The organism is Algoriphagus aquaeductus, assembly GCF_003253485.1.
Classification (GTDB): domain Bacteria; phylum Bacteroidota; class Bacteroidia; order Cytophagales; family Cyclobacteriaceae; genus Algoriphagus; species Algoriphagus aquaeductus.
This window is the reverse complement of the sequence record NZ_QKTX01000004.1, coordinates 60,740-86,850: the sequence shown is the minus strand read 5'-3', so window position 1 is coordinate 86,850 and position 26,111 is coordinate 60,740. Positions and strand designations below refer to the sequence as shown.

23 protein-coding genes are annotated in these 26,111 nt (G+C 45.5%); 17 read left to right on the top strand and 6 right to left on the bottom strand.

Features of this window, described 5'->3' with window-relative positions; genetic code table 11:
* Window positions 1-153 precede the first annotated feature (153 nt).
* The 15 genes from CLV31_RS06685 to CLV31_RS06610 all read left to right on the top strand — a co-directional run bounded on the left by CLV31_RS06685 (window position 154) and on the right by CLV31_RS06610 (window position 15,661).
* Window positions 154-564 (top strand): 6-pyruvoyl trahydropterin synthase family protein, encoded by a 411-nt coding sequence (locus tag CLV31_RS06685; RefSeq protein ID WP_111392112.1) that lies wholly within the window; start codon window positions 154-156, stop codon window positions 562-564.
* A complete protein-coding gene (folE, locus tag CLV31_RS06680; RefSeq protein ID WP_111392111.1) occupies window positions 524-1,228 on the top strand; it encodes a GTP cyclohydrolase I FolE in 705 nt (234 codons plus the stop codon). The genes CLV31_RS06685 and folE overlap by 41 nt, the downstream gene beginning before the upstream one ends.
* 112 nt (window positions 1,229-1,340) lie before the next feature.
* Window positions 1,341-2,021: an SDR family NAD(P)-dependent oxidoreductase gene (locus CLV31_RS06675; RefSeq protein ID WP_111392110.1), complete on the top strand. Its 681-nt coding sequence runs from the start codon at window positions 1,341-1,343 to the stop codon at window positions 2,019-2,021.
* A 69-nt stretch (window positions 2,022-2,090) separates the two neighbouring features.
* A complete protein-coding gene (locus CLV31_RS06670; RefSeq protein ID WP_111392109.1) occupies window positions 2,091-2,354 on the top strand; it encodes a hypothetical protein in 264 nt (87 codons plus the stop codon).
* Window positions 2,355-2,370: 16 nt separating this feature from the next.
* Window positions 2,371-2,814, top strand: a complete 444-nt coding sequence (locus CLV31_RS06665; RefSeq protein WP_111392108.1) for a hypothetical protein — start codon at window positions 2,371-2,373, stop codon at window positions 2,812-2,814.
* A complete protein-coding gene (locus CLV31_RS06660) occupies window positions 2,811-3,440 on the top strand; it encodes a flavin reductase family protein (RefSeq protein ID WP_111392107.1) in 630 nt (209 codons plus the stop codon). The genes CLV31_RS06665 and CLV31_RS06660 overlap by 4 nt, the downstream gene beginning before the upstream one ends.
* An 87-nt stretch (window positions 3,441-3,527) precedes the next feature.
* Entirely contained in the window at window positions 3,528-4,523 is a 996-nt protein-coding gene (locus CLV31_RS06655; protein WP_111392376.1) for a ligase-associated DNA damage response exonuclease, read from the top strand.
* A gap of 179 nt (window positions 4,524-4,702) precedes the next feature.
* A complete protein-coding gene (locus tag CLV31_RS06650; RefSeq protein WP_111392106.1) occupies window positions 4,703-5,746 on the top strand; it encodes a phosphotriesterase family protein in 1,044 nt (347 codons plus the stop codon).
* Window positions 5,747-5,827: 81 nt separating this feature from the next.
* The gene (gene guaA, locus CLV31_RS06645) at window positions 5,828-7,357 is read left to right on the top strand and encodes a glutamine-hydrolyzing GMP synthase (RefSeq protein WP_111392105.1); all 1,530 of its coding nucleotides are present in this window, start codon (window positions 5,828-5,830) and stop codon (window positions 7,355-7,357) included.
* A gap of 167 nt (window positions 7,358-7,524) precedes the next feature.
* On the top strand, window positions 7,525-8,064 hold the full coding sequence (locus CLV31_RS06640; RefSeq protein ID WP_111392104.1) for a helix-turn-helix domain-containing protein: 540 nt from the start codon (window positions 7,525-7,527) through the stop codon (window positions 8,062-8,064).
* 659 nt (window positions 8,065-8,723) lie between these two features.
* Window positions 8,724-11,201: an MBG domain-containing protein gene (locus tag CLV31_RS06630; protein WP_181452583.1), complete on the top strand. Its 2,478-nt coding sequence runs from the start codon at window positions 8,724-8,726 to the stop codon at window positions 11,199-11,201.
* An 11-nt stretch (window positions 11,202-11,212) separates the two neighbouring features.
* The gene (locus CLV31_RS06625) at window positions 11,213-12,208 is read left to right on the top strand and encodes a PorP/SprF family type IX secretion system membrane protein (protein ID WP_111392101.1); all 996 of its coding nucleotides are present in this window, start codon (window positions 11,213-11,215) and stop codon (window positions 12,206-12,208) included.
* Window positions 12,209-12,352: 144 nt separating this feature from the next.
* The gene (locus CLV31_RS06620; protein WP_111392100.1) at window positions 12,353-13,990 is read left to right on the top strand and encodes an ABC transporter substrate-binding protein; all 1,638 of its coding nucleotides are present in this window, start codon (window positions 12,353-12,355) and stop codon (window positions 13,988-13,990) included.
* A 3-nt stretch (window positions 13,991-13,993) separates the two neighbouring features.
* Window positions 13,994-15,286 (top strand): glutamate-1-semialdehyde 2,1-aminomutase, encoded by a 1,293-nt coding sequence (gene hemL, locus CLV31_RS06615; RefSeq protein WP_111392099.1) that lies wholly within the window; start codon window positions 13,994-13,996, stop codon window positions 15,284-15,286.
* A gap of 24 nt (window positions 15,287-15,310) precedes the next feature.
* Complete coding sequence (locus CLV31_RS06610) at window positions 15,311-15,661, top strand: Spx/MgsR family RNA polymerase-binding regulatory protein (protein ID WP_111392098.1); 351 nt, start codon at window positions 15,311-15,313, stop codon at window positions 15,659-15,661.
* Here the strand turns inward: CLV31_RS06610 and CLV31_RS06605 are convergent.
* From CLV31_RS06605 to CLV31_RS06590, 4 genes are all read right to left on the bottom strand, one after another.
* Entirely contained in the window at window positions 15,658-17,037 is a 1,380-nt protein-coding gene (locus tag CLV31_RS06605; RefSeq protein ID WP_111392097.1) for a c-type cytochrome domain-containing protein, read from the bottom strand. The two genes, CLV31_RS06610 and CLV31_RS06605, sit on opposite strands and share 4 nt — an antisense overlap.
* 1 nt (window position 17,038) lies before the next feature.
* Window positions 17,039-18,544, bottom strand: a complete 1,506-nt coding sequence (locus CLV31_RS06600; protein WP_111392096.1) for a DUF1501 domain-containing protein — start codon at window positions 18,542-18,544, stop codon at window positions 17,039-17,041.
* A 4-nt stretch (window positions 18,545-18,548) separates the two neighbouring features.
* Entirely contained in the window at window positions 18,549-21,275 is a 2,727-nt protein-coding gene (locus CLV31_RS06595) for a DUF1553 domain-containing protein (RefSeq protein WP_111392095.1), read from the bottom strand.
* Window positions 21,276-21,391: 116 nt separating this feature from the next.
* Window positions 21,392-22,348, bottom strand: a complete 957-nt coding sequence (locus CLV31_RS06590) for an NAD-dependent epimerase/dehydratase family protein (protein WP_111392375.1) — start codon at window positions 22,346-22,348, stop codon at window positions 21,392-21,394.
* Window positions 22,349-22,519: 171 nt separating this feature from the next.
* On the opposite strand from CLV31_RS06590, the gene kbl reads away from it, so the two are divergent.
* Window positions 22,520-23,716: a glycine C-acetyltransferase gene (kbl, locus tag CLV31_RS06585; protein WP_111392094.1), complete on the top strand. Its 1,197-nt coding sequence runs from the start codon at window positions 22,520-22,522 to the stop codon at window positions 23,714-23,716.
* Between the two features lie 43 nt (window positions 23,717-23,759).
* On the opposite strand, the gene cdaA is transcribed toward kbl, so the two are convergent.
* Window positions 23,760-24,635, bottom strand: coding sequence for a diadenylate cyclase CdaA (gene cdaA, locus CLV31_RS06580; protein WP_111392093.1), 876 nt, complete (start codon window positions 24,633-24,635; stop codon window positions 23,760-23,762).
* Window positions 24,632-25,516, bottom strand: coding sequence for a dihydropteroate synthase (folP, locus tag CLV31_RS06575; protein WP_181452582.1), 885 nt, complete (start codon window positions 25,514-25,516; stop codon window positions 24,632-24,634). The genes cdaA and folP overlap by 4 nt, the downstream gene beginning before the upstream one ends.
* Window positions 25,517-25,530: 14 nt before the next feature.
* On the opposite strand from folP, the gene CLV31_RS06570 reads away from it, so the two are divergent.
* Window positions 25,531-26,088, top strand: a complete 558-nt coding sequence (locus tag CLV31_RS06570) for a DUF1599 domain-containing protein (protein WP_111392373.1) — start codon at window positions 25,531-25,533, stop codon at window positions 26,086-26,088.
* The last annotated feature ends 23 nt before the right edge of the window (window positions 26,089-26,111 follow it).

Sequence of the window (26,111 nt, the reverse complement as noted above, 5' to 3'; positions counted from 1 at the left end):
CAAAACAGGGAGGTTTGGGCTATCCTTTATTTATCTCTACTTTTGCGATCTTCCATCAAATTAAGCAACTGACTTGCAGGATTTTGATTCTTTTGTTTAAAAGAAAACGAGAATTATTAAACAAAAAAATCTCCCTTCCTGTTTCTACCTTCAATGAAAGTATCCGTATTTCGAAAAGAACATTTCAACGCTGCTCACCGGCTGTTTAATCCCACTTGGTCTGCACAAAAAAATGAAGAAGTATTCGGTAAGTGCAACAATCCTAATTTTCATGGGCACAACTATGAGTTGATCGTCCAACTGAAGGGAGAAATCAATCCTGAAACCGGCTATGTCTATGACATGAAAGTGCTCAGTGATCTGATCAAAATACATGTATTAAATAAATTTGACCACAAAAACTTAAATCTGGATACCGATGAATTCAAGAATCTCAATCCATCTGCTGAAAACATTGCAGTGGTTATTTGGAATATTTTGAGGGTTAAAATTGATCGGAAATTCGAATTAACTATTCGGCTCTATGAAACAGAAAGAAACTTTGTTGAATACGATGGGAATTAATATTGCACGGGCATCCTTCGAAGAAATCGGAGAAGAGCACGTGGGAACCTCCCTGGAGACCCCACTCAGAGAAGACGCTTTCGAGATGGATGATGACCTGAAAGTAGAGCTGATCGAAAAACATTTCCGTGAAATCATGCATATCATGGGACTGGATCTCACCGATGACAGCCTCAAAGGAACTCCCCATCGTGTCGCTAAAATGTATGTCAAGGAAGTGTTCTCAGGCCTTAATCCTAAAAACAAACCGGCTGCCAAGCTATTTGAGAACAAGTACAAGTACAACGAGATGCTGGTAGAGAAAGACATCACCTTTCACTCTCACTGTGAGCATCATTTCGTGCCCATTTATGGTAAGGCCCACGTAGCCTATATTTCCAACGGAAATGTTATTGGCTTGTCCAAAATCAACCGAATTGTGCAGTATTATTCCAAGCGGCCTCAGGTTCAGGAACGATTGACCATGCAGATCGGTAATGAGCTCAAAGAAGCTTTGGGGACTGAAGATGTGGCAGTAATCATGGATGCCTACCACATGTGTGTGAGCTCCAGAGGAGTGAATGACACCAATAGCTCCACAGTGACAGCTTTCTATTCCGGAAAATTTGAAAGGGATGAGCAGAGCAGGAATGAATTTATGAAGTATATCAGCCTCAATAAGTAATCCTTTTTTACGTGCTAAACCAACACCAAACCCCGCTGAAAATGCGGGGTTTTTTTGTGAGTAAAGCAAACAAAAAAGAAGGAATTTGATTTTATCATAAAATTTATCCCTTATGCAAGGAAAGAATATCGTCATCATTGGAGGTAACTCAGGAATCGGAAAAGCTACCGCTGATTTACTCAGAGAAGCAGGTGCTCAACTTTTTCTATACTCCAAAAGTGGAGAAGGCACTACAGCTCTGGATACCGGAAAAGACTTTGAGGAAATCCCCGGCCTTCCCGATGTCATCGATGGGGTAGTGTATTGTCCGGGCACCATCAATCTCAAGCCCTTTCACCGGATTTCCACTCAGGATTTTAGGAACGAAATGGAAGTGAATTTTTTCGGTGCGGTTCGAGTGCTTCAGGCTTGTCTGAAGGGATTGAAAAAATCCACTTCCGCTTCGGTGGTCCTATACAGTACTGTGGCGGTACAGACGGGAATGGGCTTTCATGCCGGTATCGCTTCAGCAAAAGGCGCCATTGAGGGGTTGACCCGATCTCTTGCCGCAGAATGGGCTCCTTCCAAAATCCGCGTAAATGCCATCGCTCCTTCCTTGACTGAGACTCGATTGGCTTCTGCTTTGCTTTCTTCACCCGAGAAGAAAGAAGCCTCCGACAAACGCCATCCTTTGGGACGGATTGGTACATCAGAAGATATTGCTGAAGCTACGGTCTTTTTGCTTTCTCCTAAGTCCTCTTGGATGACGGGGCAGATTCTTCACCTAGACGGTGGCATGTCCAATCTGAAATAAATCAAAACAATTACCCCACCTTATTTGTCTGTATTGCGGGTACGGTCCCGAGACGAAAGATCTGTGTATATGAAGACTCCACCTGAATCATTCCTGCTGTTTAAGGAAGAATTGAGGAAGGCCCAACTCGAAAAAGAAAGGCTTAAAAATTACTATGAGCAAAAATTGGCGGAAGTCAATCAGGAGCTTTGTCGCTTGAAAGAGCAGATTCAGTCCCAGCAGGATATGATGCGGACGACGCTCGAATACGCATCCAATTTAGAAAGCAGACTTAGCGAAGTGAAGGAAGAAGTGGCGCATGCGACCTCCAAAAGTCGAAACTCTATCTATTAACCCTACTCCAACAGCAATGAACGAAACGATAAATTCTTCCGAGATCCAAGACTTCGAGGTAGCCTTTGAGCAGCGTTATGCCAGAGTTTGGGTCAATAAAGAAAAGAAAACCATCATCTGCGAACTCTTGGCAGACTACATTCCGATTGAGGATTTTAAGGAGGCCTTTGGCCAGATTGGTGAAATTGTCAAAGCCGGAGATTTCGAAAAGTTTATTTTCGACAAAAGATCCCTCCGGGCATTTCATCAGCCGACCATGGAATGGTATTTTATCTATTGGAAAAAAGAAATGCTGGCCTACGGAGTCAAAACCCACCGAAAAATTCTTCCTGCCGAAAAGTGGTTTGAAAAAATGGTTCAAATCGCCAAGAATCAGATTCTTCAGACATATCCTGATCATATCATCGATCAATTGGATATCAGGTATTGTGATTCCATAGAGGAGGCTATTGCGATATGATCCGGCACTTTTCTGCCGAGGATCTAATGGATTTGGACTCCTTTTACAGGAGAAATCTGGTCAATTGCCTTTCTGGATACAAGAGCCTAAACCTCATTGGGACTAGAAACCAATCCGGCCGATCCAATCTTGCTCCGTTTTCACAGGTTTTTCATATTGGTGCGGCTCCCCCATTGGTTGGGATTCTCTTTCGACCTCATACAGTAAAGCGGGATACACTGGAAAACATTCTTGAAACCAAAAGTTTTACGCTCAACCACGTTACCCCTGCTCATTATAAAGAGGCGCACTGGACAGCGGCTAGCTGGGAGATCAGTGAGTTTGAAGGAACTGGACTTGTGGAAGAAGATAAAGGAGATTTTTTTGCGCCATTTGTCAAGGGGAGTCCGGTGCAGTTGGGATGTACTTTGGTAGAAACTCAAACGCTTCAGGTGAATCAAACCATACTCCTGATTGGAAGTATCGATCACATCTACGTGGAGGAAAAAGGCCTTCGAATGGATGGGTCGTTGGATCTGAATATCCTGGAAACGGTTACCGTAAGCGGATTGGACGAATACCATGTCGGGGAAAAATTGGGTAGATTGGCCTACCCCAAACCTGGAATTCTTCCTGTAGAAATCTAATTATACCCATATACAGTTTTGTTGAGGATTTTAGATCAGGAGTTTTTTGAAAATTCCGAAATCCGAAATCAAAAATTCCACATCCATTTGCAGCTTCTCGAACTCACTGACTCCGGACTTTATTGTCCTCCTGCGGGGATTTTCATCGATCCCTGGAAACCCGTGCAGCGGGCAGTAATCACCCATGCACATTCAGACCATGCCCGCTGGGGGATGAAGCATTACTTGGCCCATCAGGATTCGGCAGAGGTGATGAAGCTTCGGCTTGGCTCAGATATTAGCCTTCATACACTCCAATACCAAGAAACGCTAGACATCAACGGAGTCAAAATCAGTCTCCATCCCGCTGGGCATATTCCGGGCTCGGCGCAGGTCCGATTGGAATATCTGGGAAAAGTGGCTGTGGTAAGCGGTGATTACAAAGTCGAAAATGATGGGCTTTCCACGCCTTTCGAACCTGTCAAATGCCATGAATTTGTCTCCGAATGCACCTTCGGTCTGCCAATTTACAAGTGGGAATCTCAGGCGGAAATCTTTGCTCAAATCAATTCCTGGTGGAGAGAAAATGCCTCCGAAGGTCGAAATTCGGTGCTTTTTGCCTATTCCTTGGGAAAAGCCCAACGTATCCTTCAAAATCTCAATCGGGAAATCGGTGAAGTTTTCGTCCATGGCGCGATCTGGAATACCAATCAAGCGCTGATAGCCAATGGAATTCCGCTTTGGGATGTACCCAAAGTGACCCAGGATATCCCCAAAAGTAGATTTAAGGGTACTTTGATTATTGCACCTCCTTCAGCGATGGGGACACCCTGGATGCGGAGATTTTCGCCTTATCGTACAGGGATCTGCTCGGGCTGGATGGCTGTGCGGGGTACTCGGAGGAGGAGGGCTGCTGATCGTGGATTTGTGCTTTCGGACCATGCGGATTGGGAGGGGTTGATTTCTGCTATTTCCGCTACCGAGGCTGAAAAAGTCTATCTCACGCATGGAAGTACGGCTTCTTTTGGACGATTTCTTCAGGAAGAAAAGGGAATTGACGCCGTTGAGCTGCAGACGCTTTTTGGGGCGGAGGAAGTGGAGTAGGAAGGGGGGTCCGGTGCTGGATGTCTGATGTTAGGATTAATTGGAAAGCTTCTCGGATTTGTTTCAGTGCTCCTTTTTGGGCGGCACAAGTGATAGAAGTTGATCAGGATTGATAATTTGGAAGATTGCAAAATTGATGATCCACCGATACCTTGGGAGTAGATTCAAATCTCCTACTTATGTCCAAGTTTTTGATTTTCATTTCCCTAAGCATCTTTTTAGCTTCCTGCCAAAATCCTGCTACAAATAATACTGACGACTACATTAATACCGTCACTGGACCGATATCCATCGACTCGATGGGCTTGACGCTGATTCATGAACACATGCTGGTGGACTTTATCGGGGCAGATTCGATCCGTGCAGATCGCTGGAATCGGGATTCAGTGGTAGCCAAAGTGCTTCCTTACCTCTTTGAAGTGAAAAAACATGGAGTCCGTACCATTTTGGATTGTACCCCAAGTTATTTGGCCAAGGATCCCTTACTTCTGAAAACACTCAGCGAAAAGTCCGGAATTCAGATTCTGACCAATACCGGGTTTTATGGGGCAGTGGGCGGGAAATACCTTCCCGATTTTGTCCAAACCGAAACAGCCGAGCAATTGGCCAATCGATGGATAGCTGAATTTGAAAATGGAATTGAGGGCACGGGGATCAAACCCGCATTCATTAAGATATCGGTTAATGAGGCGGATACACTTTCAGCAATCGATCAAAAGCTTGTTCGCGCCGCCGCCATCACCCATCTGAATACAGGTTTGACGATCGCTTCTCATACCGGGACCTGGAAAACTGCCGCCCAGGAAGTGAGGATTCTTCAGCAAATGGGAGTGGCGCCTTCCGAATTTGTTTGGGTGCATTCCCAAGCTGAGCTGGATTTTGAAAACTATCGAAAAGCTGCCGAAATGGGTGTTTGGATCAGTTTGGATGGGATTGGCTGGTCGATTGATCCGTATGTGGACCGTCTAGTTTTTGCCAAGGAAAATGGAATTTTGGGAAACATTTTGATTTCCCATGATGCGGGTTGGTATGATCCAGCAAAACCAGGTGGAGGAGATTTTCAGCCGTTTACCAACATTTTTGAACAGCTGATTCCGATCCTGAATGAAAGGGGTTTTTCCGAGAAAGATTGGGATTTACTTTTAAACAAAAATCCAAAGTTAGCTTTTGAAGAAACCATAAGCATTTGGTTCGTTGAGTCAACTACCTTTTCATTATGGTAGAAATTGGGATAATCCTCCAATCTCCTCCCAAATTTTCTTTGCCTTATTTCTGCAAGCCAGTTCGCCTGCTTACCTTTGCGCATGGCAGAACAAATCCTGATCCTAGATTTTGGATCTCAATACACCCAGCTGATAGCAAGACGAGTCCGCGAACTCAACGTTTATTGCGAAATCCACCCCTACAGCAAAGTCCCTGAAATCACCCCTGACATCAAGGGAATCATTCTTTCTGGTTCGCCTTGCTCCGTGCGGGACGAAGGTGCTCCTGATGTGAACACGGATGCTTTCCGAGGAAAATTGCCTGTTTTGGGGGTGTGCTATGGCGCTCAACTTTTAGCCAGCAAGTATGGGGGAGAGGTTCTTCCTTCGACTATCCGTGAATACGGTCGTGCCAATCTCGATCATATTGACTTGCATCACGATCTTTTGAAGGAAATGACGCATGGCTCTCAGGTTTGGATGTCGCATGGGGATACGATCAAGGAGCTTCCGGCAGGATTTGAAGTCATTGCGAGTACCTCTTCGGTGCGGGTTGCCGCTTTCAAAGTCGAAGGTGAAAAAACCTACGGGATCCAGTTTCACCCGGAAGTGACGCACTCGTTGGAAGGCAAAAACCTTCTTAGAAATTTTGTAGTAGGTATTTGTGGTTGTTCTCAGGATTGGACTTCTGATACTTTTATAGATTCTACAGTTGCTGAGCTAAAAAAGAAAATCGGTTCGGATAAAGTGGTGATGGGGCTGTCCGGTGGGGTAGATTCTTCTGTGGCCGCGACCTTGATTCACCGAGCGATTGGCGACCAGCTGACCTGCGTGTTTGTGGATAATGGTCTGCTTCGCAAAAATGAATTTGAAGAAGTGCTTGATTCCTACAAGCACATGGGCTTGAATGTGATCGGGGTGGATGCCAAGCAGCGTTTTTACGATGCTTTGGCGGGCTTGACTGATCCGGAAGCCAAGAGAAAAGCAATTGGCCGTGTTTTCATCGAAGTGTTTGACGATGAAGCGCACAAGATTGAAGGAGTGAAATGGTTGGGCCAAGGAACTATCTATCCTGATGTGATCGAGTCAGTTTCTGTCAAAGGACCATCCGCTACCATCAAGTCTCACCACAATGTGGGCGGCCTTCCTGATTTCATGAAGTTGTCAGTTGTCGAGCCTTTGAATACCCTTTTCAAAGATGAGGTACGGGAAGTAGGTCGGGCTTTGGAAATTGTGGAAACGATTATCGGCCGTCACCCTTTCCCTGGACCAGGCTTGGCTATTCGTATATTGGGAGATATCACCGAAGAAAAAGTGAAAACCCTTCAGGAGGTGGATCATATTTTTATCCAAGGACTGAAAAATCACGGCCTTTACGATCAGGTGTGGCAGGCAGGAGCGATCTTATTGCCTATCCAATCTGTCGGAGTAATGGGTGACGAGCGAACTTATGAGCGCGTAGTCGCACTTCGGGCAGTAGGTTCTGTGGATGGAATGACCGCGGATTGGATCCATCTTCCCTATGAGTTTCTAGGCAAAATGTCCAATGAGATCATCAACCGTGTAAAAGGCGTGAATCGAGTGGTTTACGATATTTCTTCCAAGCCGCCGGCAACCATTGAATGGGAGTAACACCAGATACCATGAATTTAAACCGGGCTTACAAAGCCCGGTTTTTTTTTTAACTAATGTCATGCTTTTCATTTACAAACCGTTACAACCAGGATGTGGTCCATAAAAACCCTTCTTACTTTTAGCCATCGATTGGGCACAAGATGGGCTTTTAAGATCTCTACATCATGGAAACAGGACTATTATTCACAACAATACTATTGAGCATGCTCGCTGGAGTGGTTGTGGGTAAATTTTTCTTCGACAAGAAACCAGTCAAATCGGAAGATCAACCCGTTTCAGCGATCAATACCCCTGAGCCCATCCCAACCGGTGGAGGGGAAGACCAACATGATATGGAGGATGTAGAGTTGGACGAATACCTCTTGACAAAAAAAATTTTTAGCGTGTTTGTAGAGGAAAAAGTCTTCAGAATTCATGGACTTACGGTCGGGCAATTTGCGGAAAGGCTGGGAGTGAAGCAAAGAGTTGTGACGCAGGTCCTTGAAAAATTGTCAGGACATTCGTTCAAAGAGCTGATTAATATTTACAGAATAAAGTATGCTGTAGAAAAAATTGAAGAGGGCTATTTAGATAAATATACGCTGGATGCTTTAGGAAGAGATGCCGGGTTTAGTTCTAGGATTACATTTTTCAATGTGTTTAAAAGAGAGGTTGGAATGTGTCCTAAGGAGTATAGAAAACAATATGAGAATATAGCTGCATAGATATTAAATAGGGTAGATAGTTTGTTTGTTTATTTTTATAGACCTGTGTTTTGCTGGAACACAGGTCTTTCTATTTTATTATATAAGTATAATTTTGATCTGGTTTATTGTATAAATAAGTCGGGGATTTGGTGTCTTAAGAGTGCTGTATTTGCATTTTTTGGGTATAGGATTAACTTTTTGATTTTTAGTGCGTTATTTTTGATTTTTTGCTTAAAATGCTGTTTAAATAGGGTAATTTGTTTTTTGTTTTCTGTTTGTTTCAAAATCTGCTTTTGAAACAAGGGTCTTTTGTATAGGTGTAATAGATGTTTTTACTTTACATCCAATTAAGTTTTGTGATATTATATATCTATAAGATGAGATCATTCGGGACAATTTTGGATTTTGAAAACATAGTCGGGAACTTGGATTCCGGAAATGCTTTTTTCTTGGAAAAACGCTCAGCTGTTTTCAATGAGTTTCAGTTTAATAAAATATTTTCACCTTCTCTTAGTTTGTTATTTAAGAGGTTGCTCTTGACGTTGTTAATTTCTTTTTTCTGTTTTTCTTCTTTTGCACAATATGCTGGAGGTGCTGGAACACTTCAGAATCCATTTCAGATTCAAACTTGGTATCATCTTAAGAACATCAGTCTCAATCCAAACTCCAATTTTATTTTGATCTCCCATCTTGATCAAAACACTGAAGGATATCAGGAAGTGGCTGGCCTTGGGTCAAATCAAGGTAATGGCTGGGCTCCCATTGTAAATTTCAAAGGGAGGTTCAATGGAAATGGGCATGTGATCGCGGATTTGGTAATCCAGCGAGGGACACAAAATGCAATTGGACTCTTTGGAAGTACCTCCAATTCTGAATTCAAGCATATCCAATTGCGGAATGCGACTATCACCGGCGCGTCGGATGTTGGTGCTCTCATTGGCGTTGGAGTAAATGTCAGAATTGAAAATTGCTCGTTTTCTGGTTCTGTCTCTGGTTCTACCTATGTCGGCGGTTTGATTGGGACATTGGGTAATGCCACTATTTCCGATTCTTACTCTTTAGGTAAGGTGTCAGGTAAAAAGTCTGCGGGTGGATTGGTTGGTAATTCCTATCAAACATCTATTATCCGTTCATTTTCAAGCGGATACGTTGGGGCTGAATCTGAGGTTGGAGGATTAGTGGGGTATTTCCAGTCGAACTCCGGTCTGCACACCCTAAAAGACTGTTACAGTATTGCCGAGATTAATTCGAGAGAAATTGCCGGAGGAATCGTCGGTAAGATGTCCGGGGGCTTGGTTAGAACCGCCTATTTTGCAGGAACTATCTCTGAGGTAGCAAATTCCGGAGGTTTGGTCGGCCTAAGTCTTGGAAACACCAAGATTACTCAGGCTTTTTGGAACGAAACAGCCATAGCATCAGCTGTCTCCTTGACAGAAGATAAGGGGAAGTCCAGTCTGGAGCTCAAATCAGGTACCTTTTTGGAGAATAACCAATGGGACTTTGATGCCACTTGGAGTATCAGAAAACCTTCAAAAGAGTTTCCATTCATTTCATATCCCTATTTAAGGACGATCACTTACGATCAGCTGGGTCAAAATCCGCCAGTTAATCCAATTCCGGGACTGGAAAATCTCAGAGTCCCTAGAGAAAATGATTTCCCAAGTGAGCGAATGGTCACATACGGAGATCCGGAATTGAAGCTTGGCGAAGAGATGGACCCTTCCTATTTCCCGATTTTGTACACGACTTCAGATACGACGGTTATCAAAATTGAAGGAAACTATGCGCGTATCCTTAAGTCGGGTATTACTACGGTTTTTGCAAAAGTGGAGGATGGGAATTCAAGCCCAAAAGAACAGCGATTGATTGTCAATCCGGCAATTTTAAGAGTAAAGGCGGATGATAATTGGTTCAAAGTATACGGGGAACCTGATCCGGTTCTTTCCTACCAAGTGGAAGGCCTGAAATATGAAGATGGACTGGTTGTAATGGAGGGAACGCTTAGTCGGCAGGAAGGCGAGCAAGTAGGGCAATATCCGGTGTTACAAGGATCCTTGACTGCTGGAGAAAATTACGTTTTAGAGTTTGAAGGAATGGATTTCCGGATTTTAAAGAGAGAACTCAAGGTCAAAGCCAATGCACAGGTAAAAAGCTTCGGAACCACTGATCCCCTATTGACTTATCAAGTATCGGGTATCGCGCCGCAGGATGAGGCAGAAAATCTATTCACCGGGGAACTCCAAAGAGCAGAAGGTGAAAAAGTTGGGAAATATTTGATTTCTGCTGGCAGTTTGCAGGCAGGGCCAAACTATTCCTTGGTTTACACTTCTGATTCTTTGCAAATCGCTCCGGTCCTGATCATTTCCATGCGAGGTTTTCCGGAGGTCATTACACCTTGGTCAATAGTGCCTCAGTTACCGGGTAAGGGTGAATTTCTGACCCAAGAGGGAACATGGAAGGAGCTTGATGTATTGTGGAATACGGAAAAGGTTCAATTTCTTAAAAGAGGAAAGTATCAAGTTGATGGAGTCGTTGGGGACGAAAATTACCTTATTCCTCAAGAGTTTGATATTTCGATGACTGTGACGGTATTGCCTAAACCTGCTCCTGAAGATTTGATATTCCGACCTGTACAAGCTCATGATGGTCTGTTGAGCAAGCTGGAAGTGATAGATCCCATTGATTCTATCCATTCGATCCGTTTGAGCGAAGGAAGCGGGTATCAGGAGTATTTCGAGATTGTAGAAGATGAGCTTCGGACAAAGGGGATCTCCTTATCCAAGACCAGTGCTGCAATAGACTTGGAAGTAGAGGTAGAGGATAGGGATGGGAATATCCTTAGAAAGAAATTTACGATCGAACCCAAAACCGTTTCAGGAAATTCGGAAAGGGATTTGGAGATAATTAATTCCTTTTCACCCAATGGAGATGGGGTAAATGACACCTGGATGCTTTCCAATGGTTTGCAAAAAAAATCCTTCAAAGTTTCCGTTTTTGATTCTGGAGGTAAAGTAGTTTTTCAGTCACAGTCCATGGATGTGAAATGGGATGGGACCTTTCATGGTCAAGTGCTTCCAGAGGGATCGTACTATTGGGTACTGGAGACAGATGGTCAAACCAAAAGAGGTGTTCTCAATTTGCTGAGAGGCAATTAATCGAAAAAGACATGAGCTTAATTCTATCTCAACTGGTATCGGTTTCCAAGGCACTCAAAGTGGTGGTCCTTATGATCATTGCAGTGCTCTCAGCGATGGAAGCAAAGTCCCAAACCCGAAAATTCGTTTCTCAATTTTCACATTTCCAGAATTATTTCAGCCCAGCATTGACAGGATATGAGGGATCCAATATCCGTAGTTTTGTCCGGAATCAATGGGCTGGTATGAATGGAGCACCGAAAACCTATTTTCTAAGTGCGGAGTTGGATTTTGGAGAGTTGTCAGGGTTGCAGGACCCCGCTTTGATGGGACAAAATGCCGTTTCCATCAGTGTACTCAGTGATACGCATGGAGCTTTTCGGGAAAATGAATTGATTTTTTCCTATGCCAGTAGGATACGGTTGACTCAAAGCCACAACCTCAGACTGGGCGCTGGTGTCAATTACCAAACTATTCGTCTGGACGGAAATTCGCTGACTTGGGAGGAACAAAATGATCCGATCTTGGGAAGATATTTGGGCCAATTTTCTGATTTGCAAGTCGTAGACTTCAATATCGGCTTGGCTTTGACTCACAAAAAGTATTATTTCTCCTACGGAATGCACCGGGTCAATGGGGGGCAATTCACCAAAGGGGATAAGTTTATGGAGGCCTATCCCGCGGAAAAGATGGTTCAGTTTGGGCTCAGAGAATCATTGACCGAAAACCTTTCTTTGGTGTTTAATGGTTTTTACAGATCCAGAAAAGACTTGCCTGAAGTGCTGGAGGTAAATATCAAAGCCTTGCTTATGGAAAAGGTATGGGTAGGCGCAGGACAGCGTTTGAACTACGCTTCCAATATCAATTTTGGGATTCTGACTTCTTCCATGCGAATTGGGTATTTGTATGAGTTTCCAGTTCAAAAAAGTTACCTGCTTCCCGGCGGGACTCATGAATTTACTGCCGTGTTAAATTTGTTTAATTCCTACCAACCAAGACATCGTCGGGAAGAAACCTTGATTTGGTAAGTGCTGCTTTTTAAGGATTTCAAGGGCATTTTAATTCCTTGAGCGGGTCGGGCTATTCCAGATAAGGGCGCCATGTTCCTTTGGGTTTGAAAATATTGGCTTAAATTTGGCCTATAACTTCACGCCTGTTCAATTCCCCTGAAAATGCGAAGATCCCTATTTATTCTCCTTTTATTTTTTGTCTTAGGACATACTCGTGGCCAGAATATTCCGGAAAATTATGAGAAGGCAAAAACGGCGCTGAAAGGCCAGGATTATTGGTCTGCCATCAATTTGCTGAAGGAGTTTCTCAACGAGGAAAAATATGGAAATCTGTCCTATTATGCGGCATTCCATACAGCTGAGGCCGCTCTCAAAGTAAATCAGCCAGCTTCAGCAATTGAAGCCCTGCGTCCAGTTTATGGAAAAACTTGGGGAAAGTCGGATGAACTTAAGTACCTGCTTGCAGTAGCCTATTTTCAAAATAGTCAGCTCACAGATGCCCTGAGGATTATCAAACAGATCAAGAATGAGGAGATTTTGTCCAAAGCCTTTAATGCATCTTTTGCGTTTTTGAAGGATTCCTCACCTTCTTTTTTGATTACTAATCTGGAGGAATTTAAGTCGAATGAAGGATTTACTGCGGCTTTGGCCTGGGTGCTCCAACAGAAGGAAGTCATGTCAGCTTCCGAGCGCATGGCTTTGAACCAAGTACTGAAATCAGGGACTCCTTCCGCTATCAAAGACCAGGTTTTGGATATTGTGGTCATATTGCCCTTTACCAATAGTGCCACTCAGTCGATCTCCGGGCTTGCATCTACTGACTTTATGCTGGAACTCTATCAGGGGATCAGACTTCAGGTGGACCAGATCAAAGCCCAAGGAGTTCAAATCAACCTTAATACGTTTGATTCCAAGAGAGACTTGAACCGACTGAATTCGATCCTGAAAGATCCGGCGGTGCTTGCTGCAGACCTGATTATTGGCCCCATCTACCCTGATGAAACAGAGCTGATCAGTGCTTTTGCCGAGGCGCAAAAAATACCTTTTATCCATCCCTTGAGTAATCTGGGAGAGCGGTTTGAGGATACTGCGTACAGTTACCTCTTTAGACCTTCCGTAGTATCTCTTTCCAAGGGTATTTCGTCTGGCTTGGTCACCCAAAACTGGGGAAAATCCGTGGCCATTGCTTACAGCGGAAGTGCTAGGGATGAGCGATTGGCCCAACTCCTGCAAGTGGACTTAAGTAAGGCTGGATTTCGCATCACCAAGTCCCAAAAAGTTGATCCAAAAAATGCATCTTCTTTTTTGCAGGAGCTTGGAATCAGAAGAGGAAATAATCCGACAGTTGATCAGGTAATTCTATTGACGGATGATCCGGCAATCGCTCAGTCAGTATTTGCGCTGATGGAGAGTATTACCACTTCCGTTCCACTTTTGGTAATGGATTCCTGGTTGGGTTTCAATTTTGCGAATTATGAAATGTTGGAGTTCCCCAATTTTTACTTTATCTCCAACAATACCCCAAAATTTGAATCCGAAGAGATGTCAGCATTCAGAAAGGTGCATTATGGTAAATTCCTGTCGTATCCTACCCTGAATGTGATCCTGGGAGCAGAGTTGGCCAATTGGGTCGTTTCCAATGCCCAGTTCGTAAATGATTTTGATATTCGGAAAACCTTGGATCAAAAAAGCTATCAGCCGGGGAAACTTACCTGGGGATTCAATTTCAAAAACACAAACAACAATACTTATTCGCCGGTTTTCAAACTTGAATCCGGAGAATTGATTCCTTTAAACTAAATCATGCAGATTTCTGAAAGCAAGCGATTATTCGCTCATGCCAAAACCTTTATTCCAGGTGGGGTGAATTCACCTGTCCGTGCTTTTCGGGCAGTCGGCGGTGAGCCGATTTTTATCAAAAAAGCAGACGGAGCCTACCTTTTTGATGAAGATGGAAATTCTTACATCGAATTGATCAATAGCTGGGGCCCTATGATTCTGGGGCATAATCATCCGATGATTCGAGAGGCGGTGATTCAAGCCATGGAAAACGGAACTTCTTTTGGCGCTCCCACTGCCAGAGAAGTGGAAATGGCTGAACTCATCGTGAAGATGGTGCCTTCTGTAGAAAAAGTCCGCATGGTCAACTCCGGAACGGAAGCCACCATGTCAGCTATCCGTGTGGCAAGAGGATTTACAGGTCGGGACAAATTCATCAAAATGGAAGGTCACTACCATGGCCATGGAGATTCTTTTCTGATTTCCGCCGGTTCTGGTGCGATCACCATGGGCAATCCGGATTCTCCGGGAGTAACTGTGGGTACTGCAAAAGACACCTTACTAGCTCCTTACAATGACTTAGAGGCCATCGAAAGGTTAGTTGAAGCCAACAAAGGGGAAATCGCTGCACTGATATTGGAGCCTGTGCCCGGAAATATGGGCTTGACCTTACCTCTTCCGGGTTATTTGGAAGGATTAAGGGAAATCTGTACCCGAGAAGGAATTGTGCTCATTTTTGACGAAGTCATGACCGGGTTCAGATTGGCCAAAGGTGGGGCTCAGGAGCTTTTCGGAGTGACTCCGGACATGACCACTTTGGGTAAAATCATCGGTGGTGGTATGCCAGTTGGGGCTTATGGAGGGAAAAAAGAAATCATGCAATTCGTCTCTCCTGCAGGTCCGGTGTATCAGGCAGGGACCTTGTCCGGAAATCCTATTGCCATGGCAGCCGGATTGGCCATGCTTCGCTACTTGGATACCCATCCGGAAGTCTATGCACAACTGGCACTGATCGGTAGAAAAATAGCAGAAGGGATTACCAAAATCAATCACGATCAAAACCTGAACTACACGGTTAATTTCGTAGGAAGTATGTATTCCTTGTTTTTTACCCAGCAGCCGGTGATCGATTTTGAATCCGCAAAAACCTCGGATACGGTGCTCTTTGGAAGATATTTTCAAGAAATGCTCAAACGCGGGGTGTATTTGGCCCCTTCTCAGTTTGAGAGTTTATTCCTTTCCACTGCCCTGACCGATGAACTGATTGGGAGAATTTTGTTGGCTCATGAGGAGAGTATCCGTGTAATTCACCAGTAGTCCAAATTCCAAAACCAAGCTAAAATGAGTCTGAAAGTATACGGTATCAAGAATTGCGACACGATGAAGAAGACCTTCACCTTTTTGGAGGAGAAGGGAATAGCCTACGAATTCATCGATTACAAAAAGCAAAAGCCTACAGCAGCCCTGTTGACTTCTTTTTTGGAAAAAACTTCTTTGACTTCCTTGGTCAATAAACAAGGTACGACCTATCGAAAAATGGGGGATAGTCAAAAAGCCGATTTGGAAAATGTAAAAACAGCACTTCCGATTTTGATCGACAACTCCAGCATGATCAAGCGACCGGTGATCGTGTATCCCGATGGAAGTATCACCTTGGGATTCGTGGCCAATCAAATCCTAGCCAAGATTTAATACACGATGGTATCACTGGGGATAGGAGGCAATTCATAGCTTCCTGTCTCCAGTTTGAACTTGAATTTTTTTGTTGATTCCTTTCCCAAAAGCGCTGTTTCGTAGGCAAATACTTTTTCCAACATAGGCAGGTGCTCAAGCTTTTCCAGATCGGCTTGCGTGAGGGAGACTCCATTGAGGAATAGGGATTTCAGATTTTTTAGTGAATTCAAGCTTTCCAAATTTGCTCCGTTGACTTGGGTGTGGCTGAGTTTGAGCACGGTCAGCAGTGGGAAATCTTTCAATTTCACAAGAATTTGATCCGTGACCTGAGTTCCACCGAGATCAAGATAAACCACGTTGGCTTGAATGGAAGCTAAATCTCCCAGATTTTGATCCTGAAAATCCGGGAAATTGATGCAACTCACTTTCAATAGTGAGCTACCCTGAGCAATGGGCTCTACGTAAAAGCCTACTTTCCGAAGTCTGGCCAAACTATCCTCTGCTACTGGGGAAAGGGGTGCAGTTGGATAAAAAGCGATTTCTTCCCGTTGAAAAAAGGGTTCCAGCCATTTCATTTCCGGTTTTGCAGCTCCCAGTTTGAGGTCAAAAGAAGCCTCATTTTCCAGCCAAAGGCGAAGCAGCTGAAGTTCCTCTTTTTTAGGTTGACGCTTCTCGCTCGGAGGCATGTGGTCTTCATGGTCACGTGGAAGTTCCATTCGGCTGATCAGACTGCTTTTCAGAAACTGATGCGGATCAATTACGGGACCGTTTTCCCCACCTTTCAGCAGGGCTTCTTTGGTACTGAGATCCAGTCCACCTTTCTTGTTCCGGGGATTGTGGCAGCTTTGGCAGTTGGAATTTAAGATCGGCTGCACTACCTCCTCATAGTAGGCCAATTCCTCCCAACCCTCCTCAGGCAGGGTCAGCTGGGCTGCCGGGGAAGGTGCTCCTCCAAAAAGGGTTTGGAGATTTTCGGGCATCCCTTCGGTGAAGTAGCCTTCTCCATGGGTGATTGTTCCACCTAGGTGACCTGTAAATAGGAGTGCTAAGATCAGCGCTGTTGAGCTCCATTTGATGGAGTAGGGATCGGTGATTTTTTTGCTTTTTCCATAAATGAAAAATCCCGCAGCCGTAGTCAGCACCCCAAAAATCAGGTGAAACTGAACCGTGTCCCAGGAAAAGCCTTCGAATTGGTATTGGAGAAATCCAGAAATACAGGCCAAAATCCCTCCGATCGAACCGAGTAAAAAGGCCAGCTGAATGGCGGGAAGGAAGGTTTTGTCCTGCTTTTTCGAAAGAAAAACCAAGACCACTCCAAAGACCAAAATCCCTATCGGGAGGTGAACTAAAACGGGATGAAATCGACCTAAAAGCGGAAAAACAAAACTCAACATATCAGGCAATGACGGATCGGATTAATTCTCCATGAACATCGGTCAATCGGAAAGGCCTGCCCTGAAACTCGTACGTAAACTTCTCGTGGTCAAAACCCATCAAGTGTAAAATGGTAGCATGCAGGTCATGCACAGAGGTGCGCTCGTCTACCCCGGCAAAGCCAAAGTCATCCGTGATGCCGTAGCTCGCGCCTTTTTTGACTCCGCCTCCAGCCATCCACATCGTAAAAGCATCCACATGGTGATCCCGTCCAAGGAAACCCATCTTCTTGCCTTCCCGGTTTTCCTGCATCGGCGTGCGTCCAAATTCCCCACCCCAGACGACCAAGGTTTCTTCCAAAAGTCCCCGCTGCTTCAAGTCCAGCAGCAAGGCCGTCATCGGCCGGTCAATGGTGCGGCATTTGTTTCGCAGGCCCATGTCGATCGAGCCATCGTGATCTGTACCGTGTGTATCCCAGCCCCAATCGTAGAGTTGGACTACGCGCACGCCCTTTTCTACTAGCTTTCTTGCCAAAAGGCAATTGTTGGCGAAGGATTCCTCACCAGGCTGAGTGCCGTAGAGCTGATGGATATGCTCGGGTTCGTCGTTGATGTTCATCACCTCGGGCACTTCGATCTGCATCCGATAGGCCATCTCGTACTGATTGATGCGGGCGAGGATCTCGGGGTCGCCAAAGTATTCAAAATCTTCCTGATTGGACTGATTGATGGCGGAGATGACCTGCTTTTTGAGATCGCGGGACATGCCGCTCGGATCCTCGAGGTAAAGTACGGGATCACCTTTGGATCGGCATTGGACACCTTGATAGACGGAGGGAAGAAATCCCGAACCCCACACGCTTTTGCCTGCGTCGGGTGTCTTTCCTCCAGAGGTCAAAACCACAAACCCAGGCAAGTTTTGATTCTCTGTTCCCAAACCATAAGTGACCCAGCTTCCCAAACTCGGCCTTCCCAATCTAGGCGAACCCGTCTGCATGAATAATTGCGCAGGTCCGTGATTAAACTGGTCGGTGTGCATGGCTTTGAGAAATGCCACTTCATCGGCAACTTTGGAAAAATGGGGCAGGTAATCCGATATCCAGGCGCCGCTTTCCCCGTGCTGGGAAAACTTGGCCTGAGGACCGAGCATCTTTGGGACACCACGGATAAAAGCAAACTTCCGTCCCTCCAATAAACTCTCCGGACAGTCCTGATCGTGGTATTTGGCCAGTTCGGGCTTGAAGTCAAACAACTCCAACTGCGAAGGCGCCCCCGCCATGTGGAGGTAAATGATGGATTTGGCCTTGCCCAAAAAAGGCGGAGGAAGGGGAGACAAAGGATTCAAATCCCGATCGCTGAGCTGAAGGCCTGTTTTCAGGGTTTCGTTTTTCCCCAACTCACAGCCAAAAAGCAAAGGTGCCAAGGCAAGCCCGCCCATTTTGCTCACACAGTCAAGGAGAAAATGCCTTCTCGTCTGCGTATGCAGTTTTTGGTTGACCCATTCGTTCAATAGCTTTTCCACGTTCATGGGATCAGGGTTTGGTTAAAAACTCGTCTAAATTCATCATTGCATTGGTGGCTACGGTCAAGGCTGCCAAACCGGAATCCGCTCCCGGGAAGAACGCTTCTCTTGCTTTTGGATCTTTGTCAAATTCCGATTTGGCTGACCGGAAGAGTTGGAGCATGGTCGCTTTTTTGCTTTCAGATATAGGCAAAAACACCAACTGCAGATAGACTTTTTGTATAGCCGATTCTGGATTTTTGCCGGTGGCTTCCCAGATTTTTTGGCTCAAAGCTTTGGCCGCATCAAGGTACACGGGATCATTCAAAGTAACCAAAGCCTGTAGTGGGGTATTGGTGACCAGCCGCTTACTCAGACAAACTTCACGGCTTCCCGCATCAAAGGAGATAAAGGAAGGATAGGGGCTGGTGCGCTTCAGGAAGGTGTACACACTTCTGCGGTACTTGTCTTCGCCCTCGCTTTCTTTCCAGGACTCCCCGTTGTACACCGTCTGCCAAATGCCTTCAGGCTGGGCAGGCATCACGGGCTTTCCGTACATTTTTCGACTCAACAGTCCGCTAGCGGCAAGGGCCTGATCGCGGATTTGCTCGGCAGAAAGCCGGTATCGAGGCCCTCGGGCATACCATTGGTTTTTGGGATCTTTTTGAAATGCCTCCGAGCTGATCACCGAGGATTGCTGATAGGTAGATGAAGTGACGATTTCTCGGATGAGTGATTTGATGCTCCAGTGGTAGTCATTGACCGTTTTCCAGGCCAAGTAATCCAGTAGCTCGGGATGGGAAGGCGGATCGGATTGGGTGCCCATATCCTCTAGGGTCGAGACCAACCCTCTGCCGAAAAGCTGATCCCAAACTCGGTTGACAAGCGTACGGGAGGTCAGGGGATTTTCCGGAGCGGTGAGCCAATAAGCGAAGCCCAAACGATTGGACGGCCATTCACTTTTCCACGTGCCCAACTCTTTCGGAGCTTTAGGACTTACTTTTTCTCCAGGTACCAACCAGTTGCCCCGCTCAAAGACAAAGGTGGGTCGGGCCATGAAGTCCGGATTTTCGATCAGGATAGGAAGGCGCGTTCCACGGAAATGAAGCAGCTCCTCCCAGGATTTTTTCACAGTGGAGAATCCGGGCTTTTCCTTTCCTTTCAAACTTGGGACAAAAGCAAACCACACGATGGAGGAGGTGTTTTGCTGGGGTTTTGCAGTTGGATTTTGAGCTTCGATGTAGAGGTTGAATCTTCCTTGCACGGGCTTGAAGGGGATTTCCTTCACGACCTCTCCTTGGGTTTTGTTGATCACAAAGCTTGCGAGAATTTCTCCTTTGGGTCCGTCTTTTCGGATGGTCATTTTGGTGCCATCCACTCCAGACCAATAATCGAGCAGGAGTTGGTCAGATCCTTGAGTTTCGATGTTTTTATAGACGGCTGAGCCTCCCGGCCATAGGCCAAGCCACTTGGTGTCGATCAGCTCAGATTTTTGGAAGTCTGTGGCTAGGTGAGCAGCGTACTTGGGTTCGTGGAATTTCAGAAAGTCAGCCCGCTGCTTGGCGGAAGTCTTTCCTTCATTTTCTTCAGCCCAAGCCACTATCTGGTTCACTTTTGCTTGATCTTCCACTTCGTAAAACCGCAATCGAGGTTCCTCATCGTGGGTATCTTCGTCCCGGGTATTGTTGAAGAAGGCCAGGGACTCGAAGAATTCTTCGTGTCGGATGGGATCATAGGGATGGCTATGGCATTGCACGCAAGCCATGGTGGTGCTTTGCCAGACTTCGAAGGTGGTACTTACCCGGTCCAAGACAGCAGCAACCCGGAATTCCTCGTCCTCCGTTCCGCCTTCGTCATTGTTCATGGTGTTGCGGTGAAAGGCCGTCGCGGTCAGTTGGTCTTGAGTAGGATTGGGCAAGAGGTCGCCAGCCAACTGCTCGACAGTAAACTCATCGAAGGGTTTGTCGGCATTGAAAGACCGAATCACCCAGTCCCGATAGGGCCAAAAGGTGCGGGAAACGTCCCGTTCGTAGCCTTTGGTATCTGCATAGCGGGCGAGGTCCAGCCACCAAGTCGCCCATTTTTCCCCATAGGCTTCTGAGGAAAGCAATTGATCCACGGCTTGCTCGTAGCTGATTTTGCCTGAGTTAAAGTCCTGAACCAAAGATTCCGAGGGAGGCAGTCCTGTGATGTCCAAGGCTACTCTGCGAAGGAGTCTCATGGGATTTTCGGGAGAGGATGGACTTAACCCCAGATTGGGGAGTTTTTCCCGGACAAAAAAGTCAATAGGAGCAAGCGAGGTGTTTTCAGTTCCACCCAAACTGGCAGCAGTGTGATTTGCGGGAAGTTTGGGTTTCTGGACCGTTTCATAAGCCCAATGTTTCCCCCACTTGGCCCCTTGGTCGATCCATTCTTTCAGTAATTCAATTTCCTCCTCACTGAGTGGGGCACGCTGATAAGGCATCCGGAGTTCGGGATCGGAATGCGTCAGCCGCTTGATGAGTTCGCTGGAGGAGGAACTTCCCGGGACGATCGCAGGATGTCCGGATTCGGTTGGGGCAAAGGCTTCTTCCTCGAATAGCAAGCTAAATCCCCCGTTTTTTTTCACGCCCCCGTGGCAGGAGATGCAGTGCTTGTTGAGGATGGGTTTGATTTCGGTGCTATAATCAACTTCTTTTTCAGCCCCGAAAAAGAAGAACCCGATCAGAGTAATCCCGATCAGAAGGCTAAGAAGGAGGGCAAGTTGATTCCGGTTCATTTCTCAGGGTAAGAGATGAAAAATAGCCAATTTCAGTATAGGATGGAAGTTGAATCCTTTATCCGGAAGCTAAAAAATTGAAAAGCCCCTTTGCGGACAAAGAGGCTTTGGTTTATTTACTTTTTTGGAGGAAAGTAACTCGGTAAATTTTTCAAAATATCTGCAGTCATCGCATCCAAGTCATAGTCCGGCTTCCAACCCCAGTCTTCCCTTGCACGGCTATCGTCGATGCTATCTGGCCAGGAGTCTGCGATGGCCTGACGGAAGTCGGGATTGAACTCAATCTGGAAGTCAGGGACGTGCTTTTTGATGCTTTCGAAGATTTCTTTGGGAGAAAAACTCATCCCTGCAAGGTTGTAGCTGGAACGGATTTTTATCGATTCCCGTGGTGCATTCATCAGGTCCAGTGTGGCCTTGATCGCATCGGGCATGTACATCATCGGCAAGTAGCTGTCTTCCCGTAGGAAGCAGTTGAATTTTTCGTTTGCAATCGCCTTGTGGTAAATATCCACTGCATAGTCGGTTGTTCCGCCTCCGGGGAGTGATTTGTAACCAATGAGTCCTGGATAGCGAAGGCTTCGCACGTCCACCCCATGTTTTTCGAAGTAGTATTCACACCAACGTTCTCCCGCCTGCTTGCTGATGCCATAGACGGTGTTGGGTTCTTTGACGCAGAATTGAGGCGTATTGACTTTTGGAGTATTGGGTCCGAAAACGGCGATGGATGATGGCCAATAGATTTTATCCAGTTTTTCCTCTTTAGCTAATTCCAGTACATAGAGCAAACTCTCCATATTGAGGTGCCATGCGAAAAGCGGGTTCTTTTCTCCGGTAGCCGAAAGCACCGCAGCAAGATGATAAATCTGGGTGACTTTTTCCTCTTTAACTAAATCTCGAAGTGCTTCTCGGTTCATCACATCCAACACCTCAAATCGACAGTAATCAAATTGGGATTTGGCTGAATCTCTCAGGTCTGTCGCAATGACCTGATCTCCTCCATATTGATTGGTAAGGGCTTGTGTCAGCTCCGAACCGAGCTGACCTGCAGCTCCGATAACAAGAATTTTGTCCATCATCTTGGGTTTACCAAAAGCCAAAAAGTCCCCTAATGGCTTTTTGTTTATATTTGGGTTTGCTTGCGCAAAAGTAGTAAAAAACCCTTCCAAGTTTGAAAAAGTCATGACAAGGACAGGGATTTTTGATTAGCGGGTTGCCGCTTAACTTATCACAACTAAATCTTAACTATGTACGATCAGTTTAAACCCAAATTAGAACAAGAGCTCCAATCCATTGAAGACGCAGGGCTTTTCAAATGGGAACGCATTATCACTTCTCCTCAAGCCGCGGAAATCACCATCGCCGGAGGGCAGCAGGTGTTGAACTTTTGCGCTAACAATTACCTAGGACTTTCCTCTCACCCTAAAGTAATCGAGGCAGCTAAGGCCGCAATCGATTCTCATGGATTTGGGATGTCTTCCGTGCGATTCATTTGCGGCACGCAGGATATTCATAAGGAATTGGAGCGGAAGATTTCTGAGTTTTTGGGTACCGAGGATACCATTCTTTATGCAGCGGCTTTTGATGCCAATGGGGGAGTGTTTGAACCACTATTTGGTCCAGAAGATGCGATTATTTCCGACGCCTTAAACCATGCATCGATCATTGATGGAGTTCGACTTTGCAAAGCCATGCGCTATCGCTACGAACACAATAACATGGTCGACCTGGAAAAGCAGCTTCAGGATGCCATCGCAGCCGGTGCCAAGCAAAAGATCATCGTGACAGATGGGGTTTTCTCTATGGATGGTACCATTGCTCAATTGGACAAAATCGTGGAGTTGGCTGAGAAATACGAGGCATTGATCATGTCTGATGAGTGCCACTCTACCGGATTTATGGGCAAAACCGGCAGAGGTGTACATGAGCATTGTGGTGTGATGGGCAAAATCGACATCATCACAGGTACTTTGGGCAAAGCCCTCGGTGGTGCTTCGGGAGGTTTTACTTCAGGCCGTAAGGAAATCATCGAGTTGCTTCGTCAGCGATCTAGACCGTACCTGTTTTCAAACACCTTGGCACCTTCGATCACCGGAGCTTCGATAGCTGTGTTGGATTTGCTGTCTGAGACTACCGAACTTCGCGACAAATTGGAGTCAAATACAGCTTATTTCAGAGAAAAGATGAATGCGGCGGGTTTTGATATCAAGCCGGGGAAACACCCTATTGTGCCAGTGATGCTGTATGATGCCGTGCTTTCACAAAAGATGGCGGAGAAGCTGTTGGCAAAAGGAATCTATGTGATCGGTTTTTACTATCCGGTGGTGCCAAAAGGTCAGGCTCGAATTCGTGTTCAGATATCAGCAGGCCACGAAAGACATCATCTTGATCAGGCGATTGCAGCCTTTATTGAGGTGGGGAAGGAATTGGGAGTGATCAAGTAGCAGAAATGGAAAAGGCCGGAGTTCAAATCCGGCCTTTATTAATTTAAGACTTGCTGGTCATGGCCAGCTTTTTCTTTTTATTCAGATCGTATTCGGAGAGATTTTCAAAGCGATCATCCAAATCCTCGTTGTTGAGGTAATCATTGATGATTTCCCTGACTTCCTGGAAGGAAAGGTTGTGCAGTACTTTTCCGTTTTTTGCCATGGATATCTGCCCGGTTTCTTCAGAGATGACCAAAATCAGGGCATCTGTAGCCTCTGACATGCCGATTCCAGCGCGATGGCGAAGCCCGAATTGGGCCGGAACTTCACGCTCTGTGACTGGCAGGATACAACGGGCAGCTTTGATGCGTCCTTTGTGAATTATTACCGCACCGTCATGGAGAGGACTGTACTTATTGAAAATGGAGATCAACAGTCTTTTGGATAGCTCCGCATCCAGAATGTCTCCACTTTCAGCATAGAATTTCAGCTCAACTGTACTTGAAATGACAATGAGTGCTCCTGTATTTGAACCCGCCAATACTTTAGCGGCGTCGATGATTGGAGAGATGTTGAAGGCGGAGTTTTCTTTTTTTCTCCAGAAAAAGAGAATATCCTTCCAGACATTGTCATCCGAGAAAATGGAAGACCGACCCACGATCAGAAGAAACTTGCGGATCTCCGGTGCAAAAATGATGATGGCCGCAATCACACCCACGCCCATGAATTGTCCGAGAATCGCAGAAAGCAATTCCATTCTTACCGCCCTGACCAACAGGTAAATCAGGTAAAGGGATAGGAAGCCCAAGAAAATCTTGATCGCCACACTCCCCTTCAAAAGCTTGTACACTTGATACAATAAAGCCGCTACCAACGCAATATCGATCATATTGACGATGGATACATCTAAAAATCCTATTTTGAATAGTAGGCTCAAGGGTAAAGTTGTTCGAATAGTGTGACTGTTTCTTTTGCTTCTTTTACATCATGTACTCTTAAAATATTGGCACCCTGCAATAACGCAAACATATTCAATGCAGTGGTTCCATTGAGGGCTTCAGAAGGACTGATTTGCAGAGTTTTGTAAATCATTGATTTCCTCGACACACCGATTAAAAGCGGGAAACCCATGACTTTGAAACACTTTAAATCACGTAAAAGATCAAAGTTTTGTTCTTTCGTTTTAGCAAATCCAAAACCTGGATCTAGAATTACATCTTTGATGCCAAGTTTTCTGAATTGGTCCAATTTTTCCGCGAAATATTTCAAAATTTCCGGCAACATATCGGAATAACCCGAATAGTTCTGCATGGTTTGCGGTGTTCCTTTCATGTGCATAGCAATGTAGGGTACCTTCAACTTCGATACAGTATTTAACATCTCCGGGTCAAGGTCGCCGGCTGAGATGTCGTTGATCACATCCGCTCCAGAGCCTATGGCTGCCTTAGCGACCTCTGACCTGAATGTGTCGATGGAAATCAGGATCTCCGGGAATTCTTTTTTAATGAGTTCAATTGCTGGAGCCACCCGGAGGATCTCCTCTTCCGCAGGGATATCGACAGCTCCCGGTCTTGTACTGTAACCACCGATATCCAGAAAGTCAGCACCTTCGGAAATCATTTTTTCGGCAGTTTCTAAAATCAATTTTCCTTCCTGACTGACTCTGCTCCCTTCATAAAAGGAATCAGGGGTTAGGTTGAGAATTCCCATTACCTTGGGTTTGTCCAAGGAATAAACCCTTCCCTTGATTTGGAATGTATATTTTTGGGGAAATAATTTATCTTCGGTCGAAGAAGACGGAAGTGATCCGGGAAGCATTAAATAAAAAGATTTTGGAGACTCAAACCAGCAACGAATATAAGCAAGTAATTGCCCGATGTAAAGATTTATTCCGCAAGAAAACCTTAGACTATGGGACAGCTTGGCGGATTCTAAGGTTGCCTTCCATAACAGATCAGATTTTTATCAAAGCCCAGCGGATTCGCTCAATTCAGGAAAAGGGCAGTCAAAAAGTGAATGATCCTATCGTGGATGAATTTGTTGGAATCATCAATTATTGCCTGATCGCGTTGATTCAAATTTCTCTGAAAGAGGATGACCGAATGGAAATACCGTTTGGGGAGCTGGAGCCTCTTTATGACCAATGGGCCGCAGATACCAAAGCACTTTTGGAAAATAAAAACCACGATTACGGAGAAGCTTGGCGGGACATGCGGGTGAGTTCGATGACAGATATCATTCTGATGAAGCTTTTCCGGGTCAAGCAGATCGAGGATAATTCAGGTAAAACGATCGTGTCAGAGGGTATCGAGGCCAACTATCAGGATATGATCAACTATTCGGTGTTTTGTCTGATCAAATTGGGGTATCACGAAGCCGTCAGTAATTAAATCAGCCTTCAACTTCATTTCAG